The sequence below is a fragment of the Pseudomonas sp. NPDC088890 genome, assembly GCF_044900155.1.
Classification (GTDB): Bacteria; Pseudomonadota; Gammaproteobacteria; order Pseudomonadales; family Pseudomonadaceae; genus Aquipseudomonas; species Aquipseudomonas urmiensis.
On the sequence record NZ_JBJDNG010000003.1, the window covers coordinates 1 to 20,925 of the forward strand.

Below are 20,925 nucleotides of genomic sequence, written 5' to 3' on the forward strand. Positions count from 1 at the left end.
AACTTCGCGACTTCAGGAGGCCGAGCGTAGGTGTCTGTAGGGCCAGGTGCGCAGCACCCTTCGGCGTAGCCGAAGGCGCGAGATGTAGATTTGCGCAGCAAATCGTAGGCCGCGCGGGCCCGGAAGGCACCGAAGCGAGAGGACCCGGAGCGCAGCGTAGGGCCGGATGGTGGAGCGCACGGCTTTTGGTTACTTTTGGCCACGACCAAAAGTGACCCGCCGTAAGGGCGGAAAGGTGACTCAGCGTCGCCATCGCCAATGGATATGCTCAAAACTCTAAAAGCCCAAGCCCAAGCCCAAGCCCAAGCCCAAGCCCAAGCCCAAGCCCAAGCCCACAATCCAACCTCCCAACCCATACCCCAAGTGAATCTAGTCTAGGCTCAAAGAAACCGGTATCGGGCCAAGGACGCGCATGAGTGTCCGGGCCGGTCAACCATTTGGAGTCCTTGGGAGGTGCCCTCATGAGCCTGCTGCTTGAGCCTTACACCCTGCGTCAGCTAACGCTGCCCAACCGCATCGCTGTCTCGCCCATGTGCCAGTATTCCGCCACTGACGGCCTGGCCAACGACTGGCATCTGGTCCACTTGGGCAGTCGCGCGGTAGGCGGCGCCGGCCTGGTGATCACCGAAGCGGTAGCGGTCACCGCCGATGGCCGCATCACCGCTGAAGACCTCGGCCTCTGGGATGACGCCCAAATCCAGCCCCTACAGCGGATCACTCGGTTTATCACCGCCCAAGGTTCGGTCCCAGGTATCCAGCTGGCCCACGCCGGCCGCAAGGCCAGCACCCACCGACCCTGGCTCGGCAAACATGGCAGCGTAAAACCCGAAGACGGCGGCTGGCAGCCTGTTGGCCCGTCAAAAATTGCCTTCGACCCGGAACACACCTCACCACGGGAGTTGAGCACGGACGAGATCCAGGATGTCGTCGCTGCCTTCGTCAAATCGGCTGAGCGCGCCCTGGCTGCAGGCTTCAAGGTCGTAGAGATCCACGCCGCCCATGGCTACCTGCTGCATCAATTCCTCTCACCGCTGAGTAATCAGCGCCGTGATGAGTACGGCAGTTGCTTTGAAAACCGCATCCGCCTGACCCTGCAAGTCACCGAAGCCGTACGCAAGGTCTGGCCGCAAGAGCTGCCGCTGTTCGTCCGGGTATCGGCCACCGATTGGGTGGAAGACGGCTGGAATCCGGACGAAACCGTGGAGCTTGCGCGCCGACTGCGGGTGATCGGGGTAGACCTGATCGACGTTTCTTCAGGCGGTACCTCAGTCAACGCCGAGATCCCTACCGGCCCCGGCTACCAGACCCGCTTCGCCGAGCGCGTGCGCAAAGAGTCGGAAATCGCCACGGGTACCGTCGGCATGATCACCGAACCCGCCCAGGCCGAGCACATCCTGCGCACCGGCCAGGCTGACGTGATCTTCCTGGCCCGTGAACTGCTGCGCGATCCATACTGGCCGCTGCATGCCGATGACGATCTGGGTGGCAACAAGGCGACTTGGCCTGCCCAATATCAGCGTGCGACCAGTCGGGCGAATCCGATCCATGAGTCCGATCTAAGGGATTGAGAACGAAGCTATCAAGCTCAACTCGTCCTCTGTAGGAACGGGTTTATCCGCGAGTGCGATCGTGAATTCCCCATCGCATTCGCGGGTAAACCCGCTCCTACAGAATCAATGCTTGAACATCACATGCCGCACGCAGGTGTAGTCTTCCAGCCCATACATCGACATGTCCTTGCCATACCCAGAATGCTTCTGCCCGCCATGGGGCATTTCGCTGACGAGCATGAAGTGGGTATTGACCCAGGTGCAGCCATACTGCAAGCGCGCCGCAAGGCGGTGGGCGCGGCCGCTGTCGCGGGTCCAGACTGAAGACGCCAGGCCATACTCGGAGTCGTTTGCCCACGCCAGCGCCTGGGCCTCATCGCTGAAGCGGGTGACCGAGACCACCGGGCCGAACACTTCCTGGCGCACGATCTCGTCATCCTGCTGGGCATCGGCCAGCACCGTGGGCTCGAAGAAGAAGCCATCGCCAGGCAGCGATTTGCCGCCGGTGACCAGGCGGATGTGCGGCTGGGCAATGGCGCGTTGGACGATGCCGGCCACTTTGTCGCGGTGCAGTGCGCTGATCAGTGGGCCAAGTTCGGTGTCGGCATCGTTCTGCAAGCCTGGCTTGATGCTCGCCACCGCCTGGCCGAGTTGTTCGACGAAGCGCTCATAAATGCCCTCCTGAACATACAGCCGGCACGCGGCGGTGCAATCTTGCCCGGCGTTGTAGAAGCCAAAGGTGCGAATGCCTTCGATGGCAGCGTCCAGGTCGGCGTCATCGAAGACGATCACTGGGGCCTTGCCGCCCAGCTCCATGTGCATGCGTTTTACGCTATCGGCAGTAGCGCTGATGATGTGCGCGCCGGTGGGAATGGAGCCGGTCAGCGAAACCATCCGCACCCTGGGGTGGCTGACCAGTGGTGTGCCCACGGTCTGGCCACGGCCGAAAAGAATGTTCAGCACCCCTGCGGGCAGGATGTCCTGGGCCAGCTCGCCAAGGCGCAGGGCGGTCAATGGGGTGAGCTCCGAGGGTTTGAGCACCACGCTGTTGCCGGCGGCCAAGGCCGGGGCGATCTTCCAGGCCAGCATCATCAGCGGGTAGTTCCACGGCGCGATCGAGGCGACCACGCCGAGTGGGTCGCGGCGCACCATCGAGGTATGCCCGGGCAGGTATTCGCCTGCCGCCGAGCCGCCCAGGCAGCGGGCGGCGCCAGCAAAGAAGCGGAACACGTCGACGATCGCCGGGATTTCGTCATTCAGCGCGGCGGCAAGCGGCTTGCCACAGTTCTGCGATTCAAGACCGGCAAGCTCCTCGCCATGCTGCTCGATGCTATCGGCCAGGGCCAGCAGCGCCAGGGAGCGGTCCTTGGGGCTGGTCTGCGACCAGTCGCTGAAGGCTTTGTCAGCGGCGCGCACGGCGCTGTCGACCTGGGCCTCGGTGGCCTCGTTGATCTGCGCCAGTGCGCTGCCGGTGGCCGGGTCGAGCACGGTCCAGGTCGGGCCTTGGCCCGCTACCAGGCGGCCGTTGATCAGCATGTGGGTTTGCATGGATGAGTCCTCCAAGGTCATTTGCCGCTGCCCGCAACGCTTTCGCCGCCGCGGGTCAGGTAATAGGCGCCGAGGATCGGCAGCATGGTCACCAGCATCACCAGCATGGCGACCACGTTGGTCACCGGCACATCACGCGGGCGGCTGAGTTGGTTGAGCAGCCAGATCGGCAGGGTGCGTTCGTGGCCGGCGGTAAAGGTGGTGACGATGATTTCGTCGAATGACAAGGCAAACGCCAGCATGCCGCCGGCCAACAGCGCCGAGCCCAGGTTGGGCAGGATGATGTAGCGAAAGGTCTGCCAGCCGTCGGCGCCCAGGTCCATCGACGCTTCGATCAGGTTCTGCGAGGTGCGCCGCAGGCGGGCGATGACGTTGTTGTAGACGATCACCACGCAGAAGGTCGCGTGGCCCACCACGATGGTGAAGATGCCCGGCTCGATGCCCAGGCTCTTGAACGCCGAGAGCAGCGCGATACCGGTGATGATCCCGGGCAGGGCGATGGGCAGGATCAGCAGCAGCGAAATGCTTTCTTTGCCGAAGAAATTGCGTTTGTACAGCGCCGCCGAGGCCAGGGTGCCGAGCACCAGCGCGATGACTGTCGCCAGGCAAGCCACTTGCACCGACAGCTTGATCGCCTCGAGCACATCCGGGCGCGAGAATGCCACGGCGAACCACTTCAAGGTGAAGCCGCGTGGCGGGAAGCTGAACGCTGAATCTTCGGTATTGAAGGCGTAGAGCAGAATGATCAGGATCGGAAAATGCAGGAACAGCAATCCACCCCACGCCGCCAGGCGTAGACTCAGCGAGGCTTTTTCAGAGTGCATCGAAGGCTCCCAGGCGTTTGACCAGCGCCAGGTAGATCGCGATCAGCACGATCGGCACCAGGGTGAAGGCGGCGGCCATCGGCATATTGCCGATGGCGCCTTGCTGGGCGTAGACCATGCTGCCAATGAAATAGCCCGGCGGACCGATCAATTGCGGCACGATGAAGTCGCCCAGGGTCAGCGAGAAGGTAAAGATCGAGCCTGCGGCAATCCCGGGTACCGACAGCGGCAGGATCACTTGGGTAAAGGTCTGTCGCGGCTTGGCGCCCAGATCCGCCGAGGCCTGTAGCAAGGATGGCGGCAGGCGCTCGAGCGAGGCCTGGATCGGCAGGATCATGAACGGCAGCCAGATGTACACGAACACCATGAAGCGCCCCAGGTGTGACGTCGACAGGGTGCTGCCGCCCACCCCAGGCACGCTCAGCACCAGCTGCAGCAGGCCATCCAGATGCAGCTGCTGGACAAACCATTGGGCCACTCCGCCCTTGGCCAGCAACAGGGTCCAGGCATAGGTCTTGACGATGTAGCTGGCCCACATCGGCATCATCACTGCGATGTAGAAAAACGCCTTGGTCTTGCCGCTGGTGTAGCGCGCCATGTAGTAGGCGATGGGGAAGGCCAGCACCGCGCTGGCCAGCGACACCGCCACGGCCATGCCCAGGGTGCGCAGGATGATGTCGAGGTTGGCCGGGTTGAACAGCGCGGCGAAGTTGGCCAGGGTCAGGTCCGGCGTCACCGCCATGGTGAAGTCGTCGAAGGTGTAGAAACCCTGCCAGAGCAGGTTGAGCAATGAGCCCAGGTAGACGGCGCCGAACCACAGCAGAGGCGGGGTCAACAGCAGCAACAGATACAGGTTCGGCCGTCGATAGAGCAGATCAGACAAGCGCCGAAGGGCATGTGGATGCTGCTTGTCCAGCGCCAGGTTCATGCTACTGGCCCTCGACGAGGACGGTTTCCTTGAGGGCCGTCATCGCCTGCCGTGGCCAGCGGGCTTGTACCCGCTGGCCGGGCTGCCAGATCTGTGGGTGCTGCTGCCACTGGTCATTGGCCTGGCTCACCGCTAGAAGTTGGCCGTTGTCCAGTTGCACTTCGTAGCGGGTGGCGCTGCCTTGGTACTGAATATCGTGCAGCAGTCCGCTGACCTGCACCTCATGGCTGGCGGGGCTCAGCTCATCCAGGCGAATGTGTTCAGGGCGGATGGAGAAGGGCGTCGGGCTGCCGTTTAGCTGCTCGGCCAGCGCGCCGCGCAACACGTTGGAGGTGCCGACGAACTCGGCAACGAAGGTGGTTGCCGGCTTCATGTACAAGTTGCGTGGGCTATCCACTTGCTCGATCCGCCCAAGGTTGAACACCGCGACCCGATCGGACATCGACAGCGCTTCGGTCTGGTCGTGGGTGACGAATATGAAGGTAATGCCCAGTTGGCGCTGTAGCTTCTTCAGCTCGCCCTGCATTTGTTCGCGCAACTTCAGATCCAGAGCGCCTAGCGGTTCATCGAGCAGCAGTACCCGCGGGCGATTGACCAGGGCGCGAGCGAGGGCAACGCGCTGGCGCTGGCCGCCAGACAACTGCGCGGGCTTGCGTTGGCCGTAGCCCTCCAGGGCCACCATCGCCAGGGCTTCGTCGGCGCGAGCGTGGCGTTGCTGTTTACCGACGCCTTTGACCTTCAGGCCATAAGCGACGTTGTCGCGCACGTTCATGTGCGGAAACAGCGCATAGTCCTGGAACACGGTGTTGACATCACGCTGATAGGGCGGCACGCCCGCGGCTTCGATGCCATGAATGCGGATCGAGCCGCTACTGGGCTGCTCGAAGCCGGCGATCAGGCGCAGGCAAGTGGTCTTGCCCGAGCCTGAGGGGCCGAGCATGGAGAAAAACTCGCCGTCTTCGATGTCGATGCTGACCTGGTCGACGGCCTTGACCTCAGCGAAGGTTCGCGAGACCTGGGTGAACTGGACGGCTAGTGGCATGGCGACTCCTGAGGTCATCAGCAGGCGATCCTTGTCGGCGCTGGCAAGCCCGCGCCTACAAGGATCGCCGATAACGCAAAACGCTGCGCCGCCCTAGCGGCCACCCATGATCGCGATGTAGTCCTGGGTCCAGCGGCTATAGGGGACAAATTTGCCGCCGGCAGCCTGCGGGGTCTTCCAGAAGGCAATCTTGTCGAAGTTGTCGAAACCATTGGTCTTGCAGCCTTCGGCGCCGAGCAGTTCACTGCCGGTACAGGCAGCCGGTACTGCTGGCAGCGAGCCGAACCAGGCCGCCACGTCGCCCTGCACCTTGGGTTGCAGTGACCAATCCATCCATTTGTAGGCGCAGTTGGGGTGCTTGGCCTGGCTGTGCAGCATGGTGGTGTCGGCCCAACCAGTGGCGCCTTCCTTGGGAATGGTCGAGGCCACCGGCTGGTTATCGGCTTTCAGGCTGTTGACCATGTAGCCCCAGGAGCTGGATGCGGCCACGCCTTCGTTTTTCACGTCGCTCATCTGCACCGTTGCATCGTGCCAATAGCGGTGCACCAGCGGTTGTTGCTTGCGTAGCACATCGAGTACCGCCTGGTATTGGCTTTCGTTCAGCTCGTAGGGGTCCTGGATGCCCAGCGCTGGCTGGGTCGATTTCAGGTACAGGGCGGCGTCGGCAATGTAGATCGGCCCATCGTAGGCCTGTACCCGGCCTTTGTTCGGCTTGCCATCGGGCAACGCTTGCGGCTCGAACACCACGGCCCAGCTGGTCGGCGGCTGCTTGAACACGTTGGTGTTGTACAGCAGCACGTTCGGCCCCCACTGGTAGGGCGTGCCATAGACCTGCTTGTCGACCACGTACCAGCCGCCATTCTGCAGGCGTGGGTCCAGATTCTTCCAGTTAGGGATCAGTGCGGTATTGATCGGCTGCACGCGTTTGCCGGCGATCAGGCGCAGCGAAGCATCGCCGGAGGCGGTGACCAGATCGTAGCCACCTTTGGTCATCAGGCTGACCATCTCGTCGGAGGTGGCCGCCGTCTTGACGCTGACCTTGCAGCCAGTGTCCTTCTCGAAACCTGTGACCCAGTCGTAGGCTTTGTCGCTTTCACCACGCTCGATGTAGCCGGGCCAGGCAATGATATCGAGTTGTCCTTCACCGGCACCTACAGCCTTGAGCGGCTCGGCCGCCTGCAGGCTGGCGCTGGCCAGCAGGGCGCTGCTCAGGGCGCTGAGCAATGCGGTCTTGTGCACTGACATGGTGTTCCCTCTTGTTCGGATGTAGGGGCGGGCAGTCATCAAGAAAGCAGTGAAGCGATCGTTATAAGCGTAGTGCGGTTATCGCCGGTGCAGCGCAGCGGCGATGTCGAGTCTAGTTGTGTTTTTGCCTGGGTATGCAACATCCGGAAGCAAATCCCCCCGTGGCGAACGGCCAGGCAAGCCTTACTCTGGGCGTTACCTTTCGCACCGTGGAGACTCGCGCATGAACACCCGGGGTTTGCTCGATCAACTGCTCAAGTCCGGCCAGGAACTGCTCGCCAAGCAAGCAGGCAAAGGCACCTCCAACAAGCCAGGTTTGGGCGCTGGCGGCCTTGGCAGTCTGCTGTCTGGCGCCGGTGGGGGCGCGCTGGCGGGCAGCGCCATGGGCCTGCTGCTGGGCAACAAGAGCGCGCGCAAATATGGCGGCAAAGTCCTCACCTACGGTGGCCTGGCCGCGCTTGGCGTGTTGGCCTACAAGGCCTATGGCAACTGGCAGGCCAACCAGGCCGCCGGCCAGCGTCACGAGCCACAGACGCTCGATCGGCTGCCGCCCGCCGAGGCCGAGCAACACAGCCAGGCGGTGCTGCGTGCACTGGTGGCAGCGGCCAAGTCCGATGGCCATATCGACGAGCGCGAGCGTGAGCTGATCGAGGGCGAATTCACCCGTCTCGATAACGATCGTGAGCTGCAACACTGGCTGCATGCCGAACTGAACAAACCGCTGGATCCGGCCGAAGTGGCGCGCGCTGCGCAAACCCCGGAAATGGCCGCCGAGATGTACTTGGCCAGCGTGATGATGGTCGACCAGGAAAACTTCATGGAGCGCGCCTACCTGGACGAACTGGCTCGTCAGCTGCGCCTGGATCCGGCTTTGCGCCAGGAACTGGAAAACCAGGTCAGGCTTGCTGCTGGTCAATAGTTAGGCATTTGGCCATCGGTGCGGGCACGCCAGCCCCAATCCTCTGCAATTGAGCTGCGAACGGCAAACCCGCCTGGGCTATACTTCGGCGATTTTTCCCCGCTCGCACTGAATTCTTGAGGGCTGAATGTGAAGAACTGGACCTTGCGCCAACGGATCCTGGCAAGTTTCGCCGTGATCATCGCCATCATGTTGCTGATGATCGTGGCCGCCTACTCACGCTTGGTGGCGATCTCGACCAGCGAAGAAGCGGTAGGGTCCGACAGCATTCCTGGGGTCTACTACAGCTCGATGATCCGCAGTGCCTGGGTCGACAGCTATGTCACCAGCCAGCAGTTGGTCGGCCTCTCCGATCACCGCGAAGTGACCTCGGCGGATCTGGAGCTGTTCAAGAGCTTCGATGATCGCCTCAAGCAACACATGGCCAGTTACCAGGCGACCATTCGCACAGATGATGACCAGGCCAGCTTCAATGAGTTCGTGCGCCTGGAGCAGGAGTACATCAAGTCCGTCGATCAGGTACTGGAAGCCTATCGGCAGAAAAACTACGCCGAAGCCGAACGCCTGATCGCTGAAGTCCTGACGCCAGCGTGGGTGGCCGGGCGCAAGCACCTCAACGGGGTGATCGAGCGCAATCGCGAGTCGGCCGACGCCGCCACCAACGAAATCGTCAGCGCCGTGGCCACCGCCAAGGGCAGCATGATCGTTTCGCTGGTGCTGGCAATCATTGCTGCCGGGATCTGCGGACTGTTGCTGATGCGTGCCATTACGGCGCCCGTGCAGCGGATTGTCCACGCCCTCGACAAGCTGCGTTCAGGCGACCTGAGCATGCGCCTGAGCCTGGACCGCAAGGACGAGTTCGGCGCCATCGAGAGCGGCTTCAATGAAATGGCCGAAGCGCTGGCCAACCTGGTGTCCCAGGCCCAGCGTTCGTCGGTGCAGGTGACCACTTCGGTCACTGAAATCGCGGCTACCTCCAAGCAGCAGCAAGCTACCGCCACCGAGACCGCCGCGACCACTACTGAAATCGGCGCGACGTCCCGGGAAATCGCCGCGACCTCGCGTGACCTGGTACGCACCATGACCGAAGTCACCTCGGCCGCCGACCAGGCGTCGAGTTTGGCTGGCTCCGGCCAGCAAGGGCTGGCGCGGATGGAAGAAACCATGCACCAGGTAATGGGCGCTGCCGACCTGGTCAATGCAAAACTGGCAATCCTCAACGAGAAAGCCAGCAACATCAACCAAGTGGTGGTGACCATCGTCAAGGTCGCCGACCAGACCAACCTGCTGTCGCTCAATGCCGCCATCGAGGCGGAAAAGGCCGGTGAGTACGGCCGTGGTTTCGCCGTGGTCGCCACCGAAGTGCGCCGCCTGGCCGATCAAACCGCTGTAGCCACCTATGACATCGAGCAGATGGTGCGTGAGATCCAGTCGTCGGTCTCGGCCGGGGTCATGGGCATGGACAAGTTCTCCGAAGAAGTGCGCCGCGGCATGTTCGAGGTGCAGCAGGTCGGTGAGCAGCTCAGCCAGATCATTCACCAGGTCCAGGCCCTGGCACCGCGGGTGCTGATGGTCAACGACGGCATGCAGGCCCAGGCGACGGGAGCCGAGCAGATCAACCAGGCACTGGCCCAGCTCAGCGATGCCAGTACGCAGACGGTTGAGTCGTTGCGCCAGGCTAGCTTTGCCATCGATGAGTTGAGCCAGGTGGCCGCCGGGCTGCGTGGCGGTGTGTCGCGCTTCAAAGTCTGACGAGCATGAACGACTTGCACCCTCGCGAGGAACAGGCCGCCAGCGCCAAGGGCGCCCTGTACCTGTTGTTTCGCATACAGGACCAGCGCTTTGCCCTCGATGTGCGCGAGGTGGTCGAAGTGCTGCCGCGTCGTCCGCTCAAGCCGATTGCCCAGGCGCCGGCTTGGGTCGCGGGCATCCTCACCCATAGAGGCGCGCTGATCCCGGTGATCGACCTCTCGGCCCTGAGCTTTGTCATGCCTGCGCCGCTGCGTACCAGCACGCGGTTGGTAGTGGTGCATTATCGGGCTGATGCCCGCCGCCCTGACCTGCGCCTTGGCCTGATCCTGGAGCAGGCGACCGATACCTTGCGCTGTCAGCCCGACGAGTTCCGCCCCTATGGCCTGGACAACGCTGCTGCGCCTTACCTGGGCCCGGTACGCCAGGACGCCCAAGGCCTGTTGCAGCGCATCCAACTCGATGACCTGTTGTCCGATGAAGTGCGTCGGCTGTTGTTTCCTGAGCAGCCAGGGCAGGAGCCGGCATGATCGAGCAGCGGTTTTTCCGGTTCTTGCAGGAGCGCATTGGCCTGGATGTCGAGTCGGTTGGCGCGCCGATGGTCGAGCGTGCCTTGCGCCAGCGCTGCGCGGCCTTGGCGGCAAACGGTCTGGACGATTACTGGGTACGCTTGCAGCAGTCGGCAGAGGAGCAGCAAGCCCTTATCGAGGCGGTGATCGTTCCGGAAACCTGGTTCTTCCGCTATCCGGAGTCGTTCGCTGCGTTGGTCGGCCTGGCGCATAAGCGCCTGGCCGAACTGGCCGGAGCCAGGCCGCTGCGCATCCTCAGCCTGCCGTGTTCGACCGGTGAAGAGCCTTACTCGATTTCCATGGCGCTGCTCGACAGCGGTATGAGCCCGTCGGCGTTCGGCATCGATGGCCTCGATATCAGCCCCATCTCGGTGGCCAAGGCGCAGCAGGCTGTCTACGGGCGAAACTCGTTCCGCGGCAGCGACCTGGCTTTTCGCCAACGGCACTTCACTGAGCGTGACGAGGGCCATCAGCTGGATGAGCGGGTATCTCAGCAGGTTCGCTTGCAGGTGGGCAATGTGCTCGATCCGCAGCTCAAGAGCCGCGAGGGGCAGTACGATTTCGTGTTTTGCCGCAACTTGCTGATCTATTTCGATGTGCCGACCCAGCGTCGGGTGTTCGAGGTGCTCAAGCAATTGACTCATGCCCAGGGCGTCTTGTTTATCGGCCCCGCTGAAGGCAGTTTGCTGGCGCGGCTGGGCATGCGACCCGTGGGCATCGCCCAGTCGTTCGCCTATGTTCGCCAGCAGGAAAGTGCAGCGCTGGCGGTGAGCAAACCGCTGCCGGTTGCCCGCGCGCAGCCGGCGCCGTTGGCTGCCCCGCGAGCGCCTGCACCTGCGCCATGGCCGTTGCGTTCGGTAGCTGCGCCCAGCGCTGCGCAGCCTGCGCAAGACAAGGATGATTTACTGGCGGCCATCGCCCGTCAGGCCAACGCTGGCGACAGCGAGCAGGCCCGCGCCAACTGTGCGCGCTACTTGCAGCTATTTGCGCCGACCGCGCAGGTCTATTACTGGCTGGGTTTGCTCAGCGACACCGAGGGCAACAGCCAGGATGCGCTGATCCATTACCGCAAGGCCTTGTACCTTGAGCCGCAGCATCCTGAGGCGTTGATCCACCTGGCGGCCTTGCTGGCCTCGCAAGGGGATATCGCAGGCGCTCGCCGCCTGCAAGAACGAGCCGCCCGGGTCGGACGGGAGTCTGAACGATGAGTTTTGCCAGCCACATGCCGCTGGTCCGCCAGGACGACGAGCAGATCGACGATTGCTGGAACCGCATTGGTGTGCACGGCACCAAGCAATGCCCGCTGCTGGAGCGGCATATCCATTGCCGCAACTGCGAGGTCTACGCCTCGGCCGCCACCCGTCTGCTCGACCGCTATGCCTTGATGCAGGACGAACAGGTTGATAGCGCCGCGCCAGTAGTGGAGAACCTCGGCCGCTCACTGCTGCTGTTCCGCCTGGGTGAAGAATGGCTGGCCCTGGCCACGGCGTGCCTGGCGGAAATCGCGCCACTGCAGCCGGTCCACTCCCTGCCGCACCAGCGCTCGCGTGTTTTGCAAGGCGTGGCCAACGTGCGCGGTGCGCTGGTGCCGTGTCTGTCGCTGGCCGATCTGCTCGGCATCGAAGTGCTGCCGGCCCAGGAGCGCAGCGGGCGAGTCATGCCACGCATGCTGATCCTGGCTGCCGAAGGCGGTTCGGTGGTGGTGCCGGTGGACGAGATCGATGGCATCCATCGCCTGGATGTCGAGCACCTCAATGACGGCCAGGATGCCGCTCACTTCACCGCTGCGGTGCTGCAGTGGCGCGGGCGCAGTGTCAGGGTGCTGGATGCGCAACATCTACTGTCTGCCGTGAAGCGGAGCCTGTCATGACCCCAGAGCAAATGCGCGACGCTTCGCTGCTCGAACTGTTCGCCCTGGAGGCCGAGGCCCAGACTCAGGTGCTCAGTGCCGGCCTGATGGCGCTGGAGCGTAATCCAACCCAGGCCGATCAACTCGAAGCCTGCATGCGCGCTGCCCATTCGCTCAAGGGCGCTGCGCGGATCGTAGGGATCGATGCCGGAGTCAGCGTTGCCCACGTCATGGAAGATTGCCTGGTGGCCGCCCAGGAAGGCCGCCTGCGCCTACGCCCGGAGCACATCGACGCGCTGCTCAAAGGCACCGACCTGCTATTGCACATCGCCACGCCCGGCGATCCTGCCGGTGAGGCAGCGGTGCCGGGTTTCCTGGTGCAAATGGCGATGTTGCTTGATCCAAACGCGGCGCTTACCCACGTCAGTGCACCCGTTGCGCCTGCGCCTACGCCTGCCGAGCCGGTTGCTGCACCGTCGCCGCCCATCGAGCCAGCCGTGCTCGCCGCCGAACCGCTAGGCGATGACGCCACTGTGCGCAGAGCCGGCAAGCGCGCTAGCGAAGGCAGCGAGCGGGTACTGCGGGTCACCGCCGATCGATTGAACAGCCTGCTCGACCTGTCGAGCAAATCGCTGGTGGAAACTCAGCGTCTGAAACCTTATTTAGCCAGCCTGCAGCGCCTCAAGCGCATGCATGGCCAGGGTATGCGCGCCCTCGATGGCTTGAAGGCCGAGCTCGAAGGCAGTGGCCAAAGCCCGGAAGTGCTCGACGCCTTGGCACAAACCCAGCGCCTGCTGGGTGAGACCCAGCAGATCCTGCAGCAGCAGGCCGCCGAGCTGGATGAGTTCGGCTGGCAGGCCAGCCAGCGTGCGCAGAACCTGTACGACACGGCGCTGGCGTGCCGCATGCGCCCCTTCGCCGATGTGCTGGCCGGGCAGAGCCGCATGGTCCGTGACCTTGGTCGTTCGCTGGGCAAGCAGGTGCAGTTGCAGATCGAAGGCGAGAAGACCCAGGTCGACCGCGACGTGCTGGAAAAACTCGAAGCCCCGCTGACCCACCTGCTGCGTAACGCCGTCGACCACGGTATCGAGTTGCCAGAACGGCGCCTGCTGGCCGGCAAGCCGGGCGACGGTGTGATTCGCTTGCGCGCCTCGCACCAGGCCGGGTTGTTGATTGTTGAAATCAGCGACGACGGCGCAGGTATCGATCTGGAGCGCTTGCGCCAGAGTATCGTCGAGCGCGCCCTGTCGCCGGTCGAGACGGTGGCGCAGATGAGCGAGGCCGAACTGCTGACCTTCCTGTTCCTGCCCGGTTTCAGCCTGCGCGACAAGGTCACCGAAGTCTCCGGGCGCGGGGTCGGCCTGGACGCTGTGCAGCACATGGTTCGCGAGCTGCGTGGCTCGATCGAACTGACCCAGGTCGCTGGGCAAGGTTGCTGTTTCCACCTCGAAGTGCCGCTGACCCTGTCGGTGGTGCGCAGCCTGGTGGTCGAGGTCGGCGGCGAGGCCTATGCGTTCCCGCTGGCGCATATCGAACGTACCCTGGATGTGCCTAGCGAAGCCATTGTGCAGATCGAAGGCCGACAGCACTTCTGGCACGAACAGCGCCATATTGGCCTGGTTGCGGCCAGTCAGTTGCTCAACCGCCCGGCAGGGCAGGGGGAGCAGGACAGCATCCGCGTGGTGGTGATCCGCGAGCGTGACCAGCTGTATGGCGTGGCAGTGGAGCGGCTGATCGGTGAGCGGGTGCTGGTAGTGATGCCGCTCGACCCGCGCCTGGGCAAGATCCAGGACATTTCCGCCGGCGCCTTGCTCGACGACGGCTCGGTGGTGCTAATTGTGGATGTCGAGGATCTGCTGCGCTCGGTGGAAAAGCTGCTCACCACGGGCCGTCTGGAACGTATCGAGCGTGGCGGCCAGCCACTCAAAGGGGCGGCACGCAAGCGCGTGCTGGTGGTCGACGACTCGCTGACCGTGCGTGAGCTGCAACGCAAGCTGCTGGGTAATCGCGGCTATGACGTGGCCGTCGCTGTCGATGGCATGGATGGCTGGAACGCGCTGCGCGGGGAGGACTTCGACCTGTTGATCACCGACATCGACATGCCGCGCATGGATGGCATCGAGCTGGTGACCCTGGTACGCCGCGACCAGCGCCTACAATCGCTGCCGGTCATGGTGGTGTCCTACAAGGACCGCGAAGAAGATCGCCGGCGTGGACTAGATGCCGGGGCCGACTACTATTTGGCAAAGGCCAGTTTCCATGACGATGCTCTGCTGGACGCAGTGGTCGAGTTGATCGGAGGTGCACAGGGATGAAGATCGCCATCGTCAACGACATGCCCATGGCCGTGGAGGCCTTGCGCCGGGCATTGGCCTTTGAGCCCGCGCATCAGGTGATCTGGGTCGCGGCCAATGGCGCCGAAGCCGTGCAGCGCTGCGCCGAGCAGACCCCAGACCTGATTCTGATGGACCTGATCATGCCGGTGATGGACGGGGTCGAGGCGACTCGGCGGATCATGGCCGAAACGCCATGCGCCATTGTCATCGTCACGGTCGATCGCAAGCAGAACGTGCATCGGGTGTTCGAAGCCATGGGCCACGGCGCCCTGGATGTGGTCGACACCCCGGCCTTGGGCGCAGGCGATGCCCGCGAGGCGGCCGCGCCGCTATTACGCAAGATTCTCAATATTGGCTGGCTGATCGGCCAACAACGGGCCAGCACGCCACGGCCGGTCGCCGCGCCGCTGCGCGAGGCGTCCCAACGGCTGGGGCTGGTGGCGATCGGCTCGTCGGCGGGTGGCCCGGCTGCCCTGGAGATATTGCTCAAGGGCCTGCCGAAGAACTTCCCCGCGGCGATCGTGCTGGTCCAGCATGTCGATCAGGTGTTCGCCGCAGGCATGGCCGAATGGCTCAGCAGCGCCTGCGGGCTGGTGGTGCGCCTGGCTCGCGAAGGCGAACCGCCACAGCCTGGGCAGGTGCTGTTGGCCGGCACCAATCACCATATCCGCCTGATGAAGGGCGGCCAGTTGGCCTACACTGCCGACCCAGTGGACGAAATCTACCGGCCTTCGATCGATGTGTTCTTTGAAAGCGTGGCCCGTTACTGGAGTGGCGATGCCGTCGGCGTGCTGCTGACCGGCATGGGCCGCGACGGTGCCCAAGGGCTTAAGATGATGCGCCAGCAGGGTTTTCTCACCATCGCCCAGGACCAGCAGAGCAGCGCGGTGTACGGCATGCCCAAGGCGGCTGCGGCGATCGACGCTGCGGTGGAGATCCGTCCTCTGGAGCGGATTGCCGGGCGACTGATGGAAATTTTTTCGAAATGACGATATGTATTGAACCACGCCGCCTGGCCGGCAGTGACCTGGTGAATAGGCATGAATGATCTACCGATCGAAGGTTTCACGACCAGCAACGAGAATTCGGCGATGGTCCTGCTGGTCGACGATCAGGCCATGATCGGTGAAGCGGTACGCCGTGGCCTGGCCCATGAAGAGAACATCGACTTTCACTTCTGCGCCGACCCGCACCAGGCCGTGGCCCAAGCGATGCGCATCAAGCCGACGGTGATTCTCCAGGACCTGATCATGCCGGGCCTGGATGGCCTGACCCTGGTGCGCGAATACCGTAATAACCCGGCCACTCAGGACATTCCAATCATCGTCCTGTCGACCAAGGAAGATCCACTGGTCAAGAGCGCGGCATTCGCCGCCGGCGCCAACGATTACCTGGTCAAGCTGCCCGATACCATCGAGTTGGTGGCGCGGATTCGCTATCACTCGCGCTCTTACCTGACCCTGTTGCAGCGCGACGAGGCCTATCGAGCCTTGCGCGTCAGCCAGCAACAACTGCTCGACACCAATTTGATGCTGCAGCGGCTGATGAATTCCGATGGCCTGACCGGGCTGTCCAACCGCCGCCATTTCGACGAATACCTGGAGCTTGAGTGGCGCCGGGCGATGCGCGAGCAGCAGCAGATATCGCTGCTGATGATCGACGTCGACTACTTCAAGCTCTACAACGACAGTTTCGGCCACTTGGCCGGAGACGAAGCCCTACGCCAGGTGGCCGAGGCCATTCGTGGCTCGTGCTCGCGACCGACCGACCTGCCGGCGCGCTATGGCGGCGAGGAGTTCGCCCTGGTGCTACCCAATACTTCCCCAGGCGGCGCGCGGCTGATCGCCGAGAAGCTGCGTCAGACCGTGCGTGGCCTGAATATTCCCCATTGCGCCCCTGAAACTGACGCGCACCTGACTGTCAGCATCGGCCTGGCCACCCTGACCCCGAGCATTGGCAGTCATTGCCGGCAGTTGATCTCGGCGGCGGACAAGGGCTTGTATCAGGCCAAGAACAGTGGGCGCAATCAGGTCGGCATCGCCTGATTGCCCCAGGATTGGGCCGGCACTTGCAACCTGGGCTGGAAAAAACCGGCACGCAAGCCAAACCCACCGCCCGGCGGGTCTGCCGCCATGGGACAGACTCGTTTATACTCACCGGCTTTTCACCGAATTCGCGCGAGTAGCCTGCCCATGGAAATCCAACCGATCCTGAACACCATCAAGGACCTCACCGAGCGTTCCCAGTCCATTCGGGGGTATCTTTGACTACGATCACAAAGCTGATCGCCTGATCGAAGTCAACCGCGAGCTGGAAGACCCGGCCGTCTGGAACAAACCCGAGTACGCCCAGGCCCTGGGGCGCGAGCGTGCCATGCTGGCGCAGGTGGTCGAGACCCTGGACAAGATGTCCAACGGCCTGGCCGACTGCCAGGACCTGCTCGACATGGCCGTCGAGGAAAATGACGAAGGCGCCGTGAGCGACGTCGTGACCGAGCTGCAAGGCCTGGAAGAAAGCCTGGCCCAGCTTGAGTTCCGTCGCATGTTCAGCGGTGAGATGGACATGAACAACGCCTACCTGGACATCCAGGCTGGCTCCGGCGGTACCGAAGCGCAGGACTGGGCCAACATCCTCCTGCGCATGTACCTGCGCTGGGCCGACAAGCGCGGTTTCGACGCCACCATCATCGAGCTGTCCGAAGGCGAAGTCGCCGGCATCAAAGGTGCCACCGTGCATATCAAGGGCGAGTACGCCTTCGGCTGGCTGCGCACCGAAATCGGCGTTCACCGTCTGGTGCGCAAGAGCCCGTTCGACTCCGGCGCCCGTCGGCACACCTCGTTCTCGGCGGTGTTCGTCTCGCCTGAGATCGACGACAAGGTCGAGATCGAGATCAACCCGTCCGACTTGCGTATCGACACCTACCGCTCCTCCGGTGCCGGCGGTCAGCACGTGAACACCACCGACTCGGCGGTGCGTATCACCCACGTGCCGACCAACACCGTGGTGGCCTGTCAGAACGAACGTTCCCAGCACGCCAACAAGGACACCGCCATGAAAATGCTGCGGGCCAAGTTGTACGAGCTGGAGATGCAAAAGCGCAATGCCGCCTCGCAGGCGCTGGAAGACAGCAAGTCGGACATCGGCTGGGGCCACCAGATCCGCTCCTATGTACTCGATGACTCGCGCATCAAGGACCTGCGTACTGGCGTCGAGCGCAGCGACTGCCAGAAAGTCCTCGACGGCGACCTCGACCAGTACCTGGAAGCGAGCCTGAAGCAGGGGCTGTAAGCCACACCACCGCCGCGATGCCCGGCCGCCTGCCGGCATCGCGCGCCCTGCCCGAAAAGGGCAATGAATACCTGATGGAAAGAATGACGACATGAGCGATCTGAAGACCGAAGCGCAAGACCTGCAACAGGAAGAAAACACCCTGATCGCCCTGCGCAAGGAAAAACTTGCCGCAGAACGTGCGAAGGGTCAGGCCTTCCCCAACGACTTCCGCCGCGACAGCTACTGCAATGACCTGCAGAAGCAATACGTCGACAAGACCAAGGAAGAGCTGGAAGCTGCAGCGATCCCGGTCAAGGTCGCCGGTCGCATCATGCTCAACCGTGGCTCGTTCATGGTTATCCAGGACATGACCGGGCGTATCCAGGTCTACGTCAACCGCAAGACCCTGCCTGAAGAAACCCTGGCTGCCGTGAAAACCTGGGACCTGGGCGACATCATCGCCGCCGAAGGCACCCTGGCCCGTTCCGGCAAGGGCGACCTGTACGTCGAAATGACCAACGTGCGCCTGTTGACCAAGTCGCTGCGCCCGCTGCCGGACAAGCACCACGGCCTGACCGACACCGAGCAGCGCTATCGCCAGCGCTACGTCGACCTGATGGTCAACGAAGAAACCCGCCACACCTTCCGTGTGCGTTCGCAGGTGATTTCGCACATCCGCAAGTTCCTCATCGAGCGCGACTTCCTCGAAGTCGAAACGCCGATGCTGCAGACTATCCCTGGTGGTGCTGCGGCCAAGCCGTTCGAGACCCATCACAATGCGCTGGACATGGCCATGTTCCTGCGCATCGCGCCTGAGCTGTACCTCAAGCGCCTGGTGGTCGGTGGCTTCGAGAAGGTCTTCGAGATCAACCGCAACTTCCGTAACGAAGGCGTTTCGACCCGGCACAACCCCGAGTTCACCATGCTCGAGTTCTACCAGGCCTATGCCGACTACAACGACAACATGGACCTCACCGAAGAGCTGTTCCGCGAGCTGGCGCAGCTGGTGCTGGGCAGCACTGACGTGCCGTACGGCGACAAAGTGTTCCACTTCGGCGAGCCGTTCGTGCGCCTGTCGGTATTCGACTCGATCCTCAAGTACAACCCGGAGCTCACCGCCGCCGACCTGCAAGATGTCGACAAGGCCCGTGCGATCGCCAAGAAAGCCGGTGCCAAGGTGCTCGGCCACGAAGGCCTGGGCAAGCTGCAGGTGATGATTTTCGAAGAGCTGGTCGAGCACAAGCTGGAACAGCCGCACTTCATCACCGAGTACCCGTTCGAAGTCTCGCCGCTGGCCCGTCGCAACGACGAAAACCCCGCCGTCACCGACCGCTTCGAGCTGTTCATCGGTGGTCGCGAGATCGCCAACGCCTACTCCGAGCTCAACGATGCCGAAGACCAGGCCGAGCGCTTCCTGGCCCAGGTGGCCGAGAAAGACGCCGGTGACGACGAAGCCATGCACTACGACGCCGACTTCGTGCGCGCGCTGGAGTACGGCATGCCGCCGACTGCGGGTGAAGGTATCGGCATCGACCGTCTGGTGATGCTGCTGACCAACTCACCGTCGATTCGCGATGTGATCCTGTTCCCGCACATGCGTCCGCAGGCCTGAGTGATCTGAACAAGCCGCCTTATTGGGCGGCTTTTTCTTGCCTTGAGTCTTAGCGTGCCTGTGCCGTCTCTATCGCGGGGCAAGCCCGCTCCCACGTAGTTCGCTGCTGATGTTGATTACGTGGGAGCGGGCTTGCCCCCCGACAGAGACGGCACAGACAACATTCAACTTTATGAGGTACCCACCGTGACACCAGCAAACGCCCAACAAGGCGCGGCCGGCGTGGCCAGCGCTGTCGCCGAGAGCGTGCAGTACCAAGGGCGCAAGACCAGCCGCCAGGGCAGCGAGCAGCGCCGCCAGCTGATTCTCGACGCGGCCATGCGCATCGTCGTGCGCGATGGCGTGCGCGGCGTGCGTCACCGCGCGGTGGCAGCCGAGGCTGGGGTGCCGCTGTCGGCCACTACCTATTACTTCAAGGACATCGAAGACCTGCTCACCGACACCTTCGCCCAGTACGTCGAGCGCAGCGCCGCGTACATGGCCAAGCTCTGGTCCAACACCGAAGTGGTGTTGCGCCAGTTGCTGGCTCAGGGTGATGGCAGCGCGCAATCACGCGCGCGCCTGGTCGACGAAGTGGCGCGCATGACCGCCGATTACGTCAGCCGCCAACTGCATAACCGGCGTGACTTCCTCATGGCCGAGCAGGCTTTTCGCCAAGAGGCGCTGTTGTGCCCGCGTTTGGCTGACTTGGTCCGCGCCCATGAGCAGATTCTTCTGCACGGCGCGCGGCAGATGCTCCAGGTAGTCGGCTCGCGTCAGCCGGAACAGGACGCCCAGATGTTGACGGCGATTATCGAGCAGATGGAATATCAGGGCCTGCTCATGGATGCGAATGCGCAAGCCGATGGGCAGATGCTCGCTATCCTTACCCGGTACCTGCACCTGGTGCTGGCCTCGGCCTAGGTAGCGACCGACTTTTCAAGGAGAACCTGATGAAAGCCTGGCGTGTGGTGTTGTTGACGTTGTCATTCCTGCTGCTGGGCGGTTGTCTGGTGACCTTCGGTGATCCACTCCCCGCTAATCAGGCGGCGCCCAAGGCCCTGCTGGGCAAGTGGAGCAGCAAGGATGCCTGGGGCCAGCCGCTGAAGCTGGCGATCAGTCGCGCCGGGGGCAACACCTACAAGGCGGTGGCGCGCGCACAAGGCAAGCCGGCTGAGGAGTACACCTTCACCGTTGCCCGCCACGGCAACCGCTGGTATCTCTCAGCCGGCGTTCCCAAGCGGCTGGGGGGCAATTTCCTGATTGGCGGTTTCGAGGTCAGCCAGGACGGCAAGGACCTGGTGATCTACAACCTCGATGTCGATCAGGTGCAGCAGGCTGTACAGAAAAAGGAACTGACCGGGCGTAGTACCGAAGTGCCAGAAGACAATGGCCCCGGTGTGCTGATCGACAGCCCCACAGAGCGCGTCCTGGCCTACCTGGACGATCCAGCCAACTCCGATCTGTTCGTCGAAGTGGCGCGCTTCCAGCGCGCTGGCAAGTAA

Annotated in this window: 18 protein-coding genes; 13 read left to right on the forward strand and 5 right to left on the reverse strand. The window is 63.1% G+C overall.

What is annotated here, in order from left to right; all coding sequences use genetic code 11:
* Positions 1-461 precede the first annotated feature (461 nt).
* Entirely contained in the window at positions 462-1,568 is a 1,107-nt protein-coding gene (locus ACI2JX_RS07690) for an NADH:flavin oxidoreductase/NADH oxidase (protein WP_264236062.1), read from the forward strand.
* Positions 1,569-1,673: 105 nt separating this feature from the next.
* Here the strand turns inward: ACI2JX_RS07690 and ACI2JX_RS07695 are convergent, their stop codons facing one another.
* From ACI2JX_RS07695 to ydcS, 5 genes are all read right to left on the reverse strand, one after another.
* Positions 1,674-3,098, reverse strand: a complete 1,425-nt coding sequence (locus ACI2JX_RS07695) for a gamma-aminobutyraldehyde dehydrogenase (protein ID WP_404689820.1) — start codon at positions 3,096-3,098, stop codon at positions 1,674-1,676.
* A gap of 17 nt (positions 3,099-3,115) precedes the next feature.
* Positions 3,116-3,922, reverse strand: coding sequence for an ABC transporter permease (locus ACI2JX_RS07700; RefSeq protein ID WP_264236064.1), 807 nt, complete (start codon positions 3,920-3,922; stop codon positions 3,116-3,118).
* Positions 3,912-4,850 (reverse strand): ABC transporter permease, encoded by a 939-nt coding sequence (locus ACI2JX_RS07705; RefSeq protein ID WP_404689821.1) that lies wholly within the window; start codon positions 4,848-4,850, stop codon positions 3,912-3,914. Before ACI2JX_RS07705 ends, ACI2JX_RS07700 begins: the two co-directional genes overlap by 11 nt.
* A 1-nt stretch (position 4,851) precedes the next feature.
* Complete coding sequence (locus tag ACI2JX_RS07710) at positions 4,852-5,892, reverse strand: ABC transporter ATP-binding protein (RefSeq protein WP_404689822.1); 1,041 nt, start codon at positions 5,890-5,892, stop codon at positions 4,852-4,854.
* Positions 5,893-5,985: 93 nt separating this feature from the next.
* Positions 5,986-7,137, reverse strand: coding sequence for a putative ABC transporter substrate-binding protein YdcS (gene ydcS / locus ACI2JX_RS07715; RefSeq protein WP_404689823.1), 1,152 nt, complete (start codon positions 7,135-7,137; stop codon positions 5,986-5,988).
* A 223-nt stretch (positions 7,138-7,360) separates the two neighbouring features.
* Here ydcS and ACI2JX_RS07720 point away from each other — a divergent pair, with 223 nt between their 5' ends.
* The 12 genes from ACI2JX_RS07720 (at position 7,361) to ACI2JX_RS07775 (ending at position 20,925) form a co-directional block, all read left to right on the forward strand.
* Positions 7,361-8,056 carry a tellurite resistance TerB family protein gene (locus ACI2JX_RS07720; protein WP_368973149.1) on the forward strand — a complete coding sequence of 232 codons (696 nt, stop codon included), beginning with the start codon at positions 7,361-7,363 and terminating at the stop codon, positions 8,054-8,056.
* A 129-nt stretch (positions 8,057-8,185) separates the two neighbouring features.
* Positions 8,186-9,808, forward strand: a complete 1,623-nt coding sequence (locus ACI2JX_RS07725) for a methyl-accepting chemotaxis protein (RefSeq protein ID WP_404689824.1) — start codon at positions 8,186-8,188, stop codon at positions 9,806-9,808.
* Positions 9,809-9,813: 5 nt separating this feature from the next.
* Positions 9,814-10,335: a chemotaxis protein CheW gene (locus ACI2JX_RS07730; RefSeq protein ID WP_264236071.1), complete on the forward strand. Its 522-nt coding sequence runs from the start codon at positions 9,814-9,816 to the stop codon at positions 10,333-10,335.
* Positions 10,332-11,582 carry a CheR family methyltransferase gene (locus ACI2JX_RS07735; RefSeq protein WP_404689825.1) on the forward strand — a complete coding sequence of 417 codons (1,251 nt, stop codon included), beginning with the start codon at positions 10,332-10,334 and terminating at the stop codon, positions 11,580-11,582. The genes ACI2JX_RS07730 and ACI2JX_RS07735 overlap by 4 nt, the downstream gene beginning before the upstream one ends.
* Complete coding sequence (locus ACI2JX_RS07740) at positions 11,579-12,244, forward strand: chemotaxis protein CheW (RefSeq protein ID WP_186555468.1); 666 nt, start codon at positions 11,579-11,581, stop codon at positions 12,242-12,244. The genes ACI2JX_RS07735 and ACI2JX_RS07740 overlap by 4 nt, the downstream gene beginning before the upstream one ends.
* On the forward strand, positions 12,241-14,538 hold the full coding sequence (locus ACI2JX_RS07745) for a hybrid sensor histidine kinase/response regulator (RefSeq protein WP_404689826.1): 2,298 nt from the start codon (positions 12,241-12,243) through the stop codon (positions 14,536-14,538). The genes ACI2JX_RS07740 and ACI2JX_RS07745 overlap by 4 nt, the downstream gene beginning before the upstream one ends.
* Positions 14,535-15,548, forward strand: coding sequence for a chemotaxis response regulator protein-glutamate methylesterase (locus ACI2JX_RS07750; RefSeq protein ID WP_186555466.1), 1,014 nt, complete (start codon positions 14,535-14,537; stop codon positions 15,546-15,548). The genes ACI2JX_RS07745 and ACI2JX_RS07750 overlap by 4 nt, the downstream gene beginning before the upstream one ends.
* 51 nt (positions 15,549-15,599) lie before the next feature.
* Positions 15,600-16,604 carry a diguanylate cyclase domain-containing protein gene (locus ACI2JX_RS07755; protein WP_404689827.1) on the forward strand — a complete coding sequence of 335 codons (1,005 nt, stop codon included), beginning with the start codon at positions 15,600-15,602 and terminating at the stop codon, positions 16,602-16,604.
* A gap of 147 nt (positions 16,605-16,751) precedes the next feature.
* Positions 16,752-17,847 (forward strand): peptide chain release factor 2 gene (gene prfB / locus ACI2JX_RS07760; protein ID WP_404689828.1). Its coding sequence is split into 2 segments (ribosomal slippage): positions 16,752-16,823 and positions 16,825-17,847, totalling 1,095 coding nucleotides; the frame shifts between segments, so codons are not numbered across the junction.
* Between the two features lie 91 nt (positions 17,848-17,938).
* Positions 17,939-19,441, forward strand: a complete 1,503-nt coding sequence (lysS, locus tag ACI2JX_RS07765) for a lysine--tRNA ligase (protein WP_264236077.1) — start codon at positions 17,939-17,941, stop codon at positions 19,439-19,441.
* A gap of 186 nt (positions 19,442-19,627) precedes the next feature.
* A complete protein-coding gene (locus ACI2JX_RS07770; RefSeq protein WP_186555462.1) occupies positions 19,628-20,344 on the forward strand; it encodes a TetR/AcrR family transcriptional regulator in 717 nt (238 codons plus the stop codon).
* A gap of 29 nt (positions 20,345-20,373) precedes the next feature.
* Positions 20,374-20,925 (forward strand): hypothetical protein, encoded by a 552-nt coding sequence (locus ACI2JX_RS07775; protein WP_264236078.1) that lies wholly within the window; start codon positions 20,374-20,376, stop codon positions 20,923-20,925.

Bases quoted from the DNA above. Each gene is read 5' to 3' on its own strand.
- ACI2JX_RS07775 (WP_264236078.1), top strand. From the start codon at position 20,374: ATGAAAGCCTGGCGTGTGGTGTTGTTGACGTTGTCATTCCTGCTGCTG.
- ACI2JX_RS07720 (WP_368973149.1), top strand. From the start codon at position 7,361: ATGAACACCCGGGGTTTGCTCGATCAACTGCTCAAGTCCGGCCAGGAA.
- ACI2JX_RS07750 (WP_186555466.1), top strand. From the start codon at position 14,535: ATGAAGATCGCCATCGTCAACGACATGCCCATGGCCGTGGAGGCCTTG.
- ACI2JX_RS07710 (WP_404689822.1), bottom strand. From the start codon at position 5,892: ATGCCACTAGCCGTCCAGTTCACCCAGGTCTCGCGAACCTTCGCTGAG.
- ACI2JX_RS07755 (WP_404689827.1), top strand. From the start codon at position 15,600: ATGAATGATCTACCGATCGAAGGTTTCACGACCAGCAACGAGAATTCG.
- ACI2JX_RS07690 (WP_264236062.1), top strand. From the start codon at position 462: ATGAGCCTGCTGCTTGAGCCTTACACCCTGCGTCAGCTAACGCTGCCC.
- ACI2JX_RS07700 (WP_264236064.1), bottom strand. From the start codon at position 3,922: ATGCACTCTGAAAAAGCCTCGCTGAGTCTACGCCTGGCGGCGTGGGGT.
- ydcS (WP_404689823.1), bottom strand. From the start codon at position 7,137: ATGTCAGTGCACAAGACCGCATTGCTCAGCGCCCTGAGCAGCGCCCTG.
- ACI2JX_RS07695 (WP_404689820.1), bottom strand. From the start codon at position 3,098: ATGCAAACCCACATGCTGATCAACGGCCGCCTGGTAGCGGGCCAAGGC.
- ACI2JX_RS07735 (WP_404689825.1), top strand. From the start codon at position 10,332: ATGATCGAGCAGCGGTTTTTCCGGTTCTTGCAGGAGCGCATTGGCCTG.
- ACI2JX_RS07705 (WP_404689821.1), bottom strand. From the start codon at position 4,850: ATGAACCTGGCGCTGGACAAGCAGCATCCACATGCCCTTCGGCGCTTG.
- ACI2JX_RS07740 (WP_186555468.1), top strand. From the start codon at position 11,579: ATGAGTTTTGCCAGCCACATGCCGCTGGTCCGCCAGGACGACGAGCAG.
- ACI2JX_RS07745 (WP_404689826.1), top strand. From the start codon at position 12,241: ATGACCCCAGAGCAAATGCGCGACGCTTCGCTGCTCGAACTGTTCGCC.
- lysS (WP_264236077.1), top strand. From the start codon at position 17,939: ATGAGCGATCTGAAGACCGAAGCGCAAGACCTGCAACAGGAAGAAAAC.
- ACI2JX_RS07730 (WP_264236071.1), top strand. From the start codon at position 9,814: ATGAACGACTTGCACCCTCGCGAGGAACAGGCCGCCAGCGCCAAGGGC.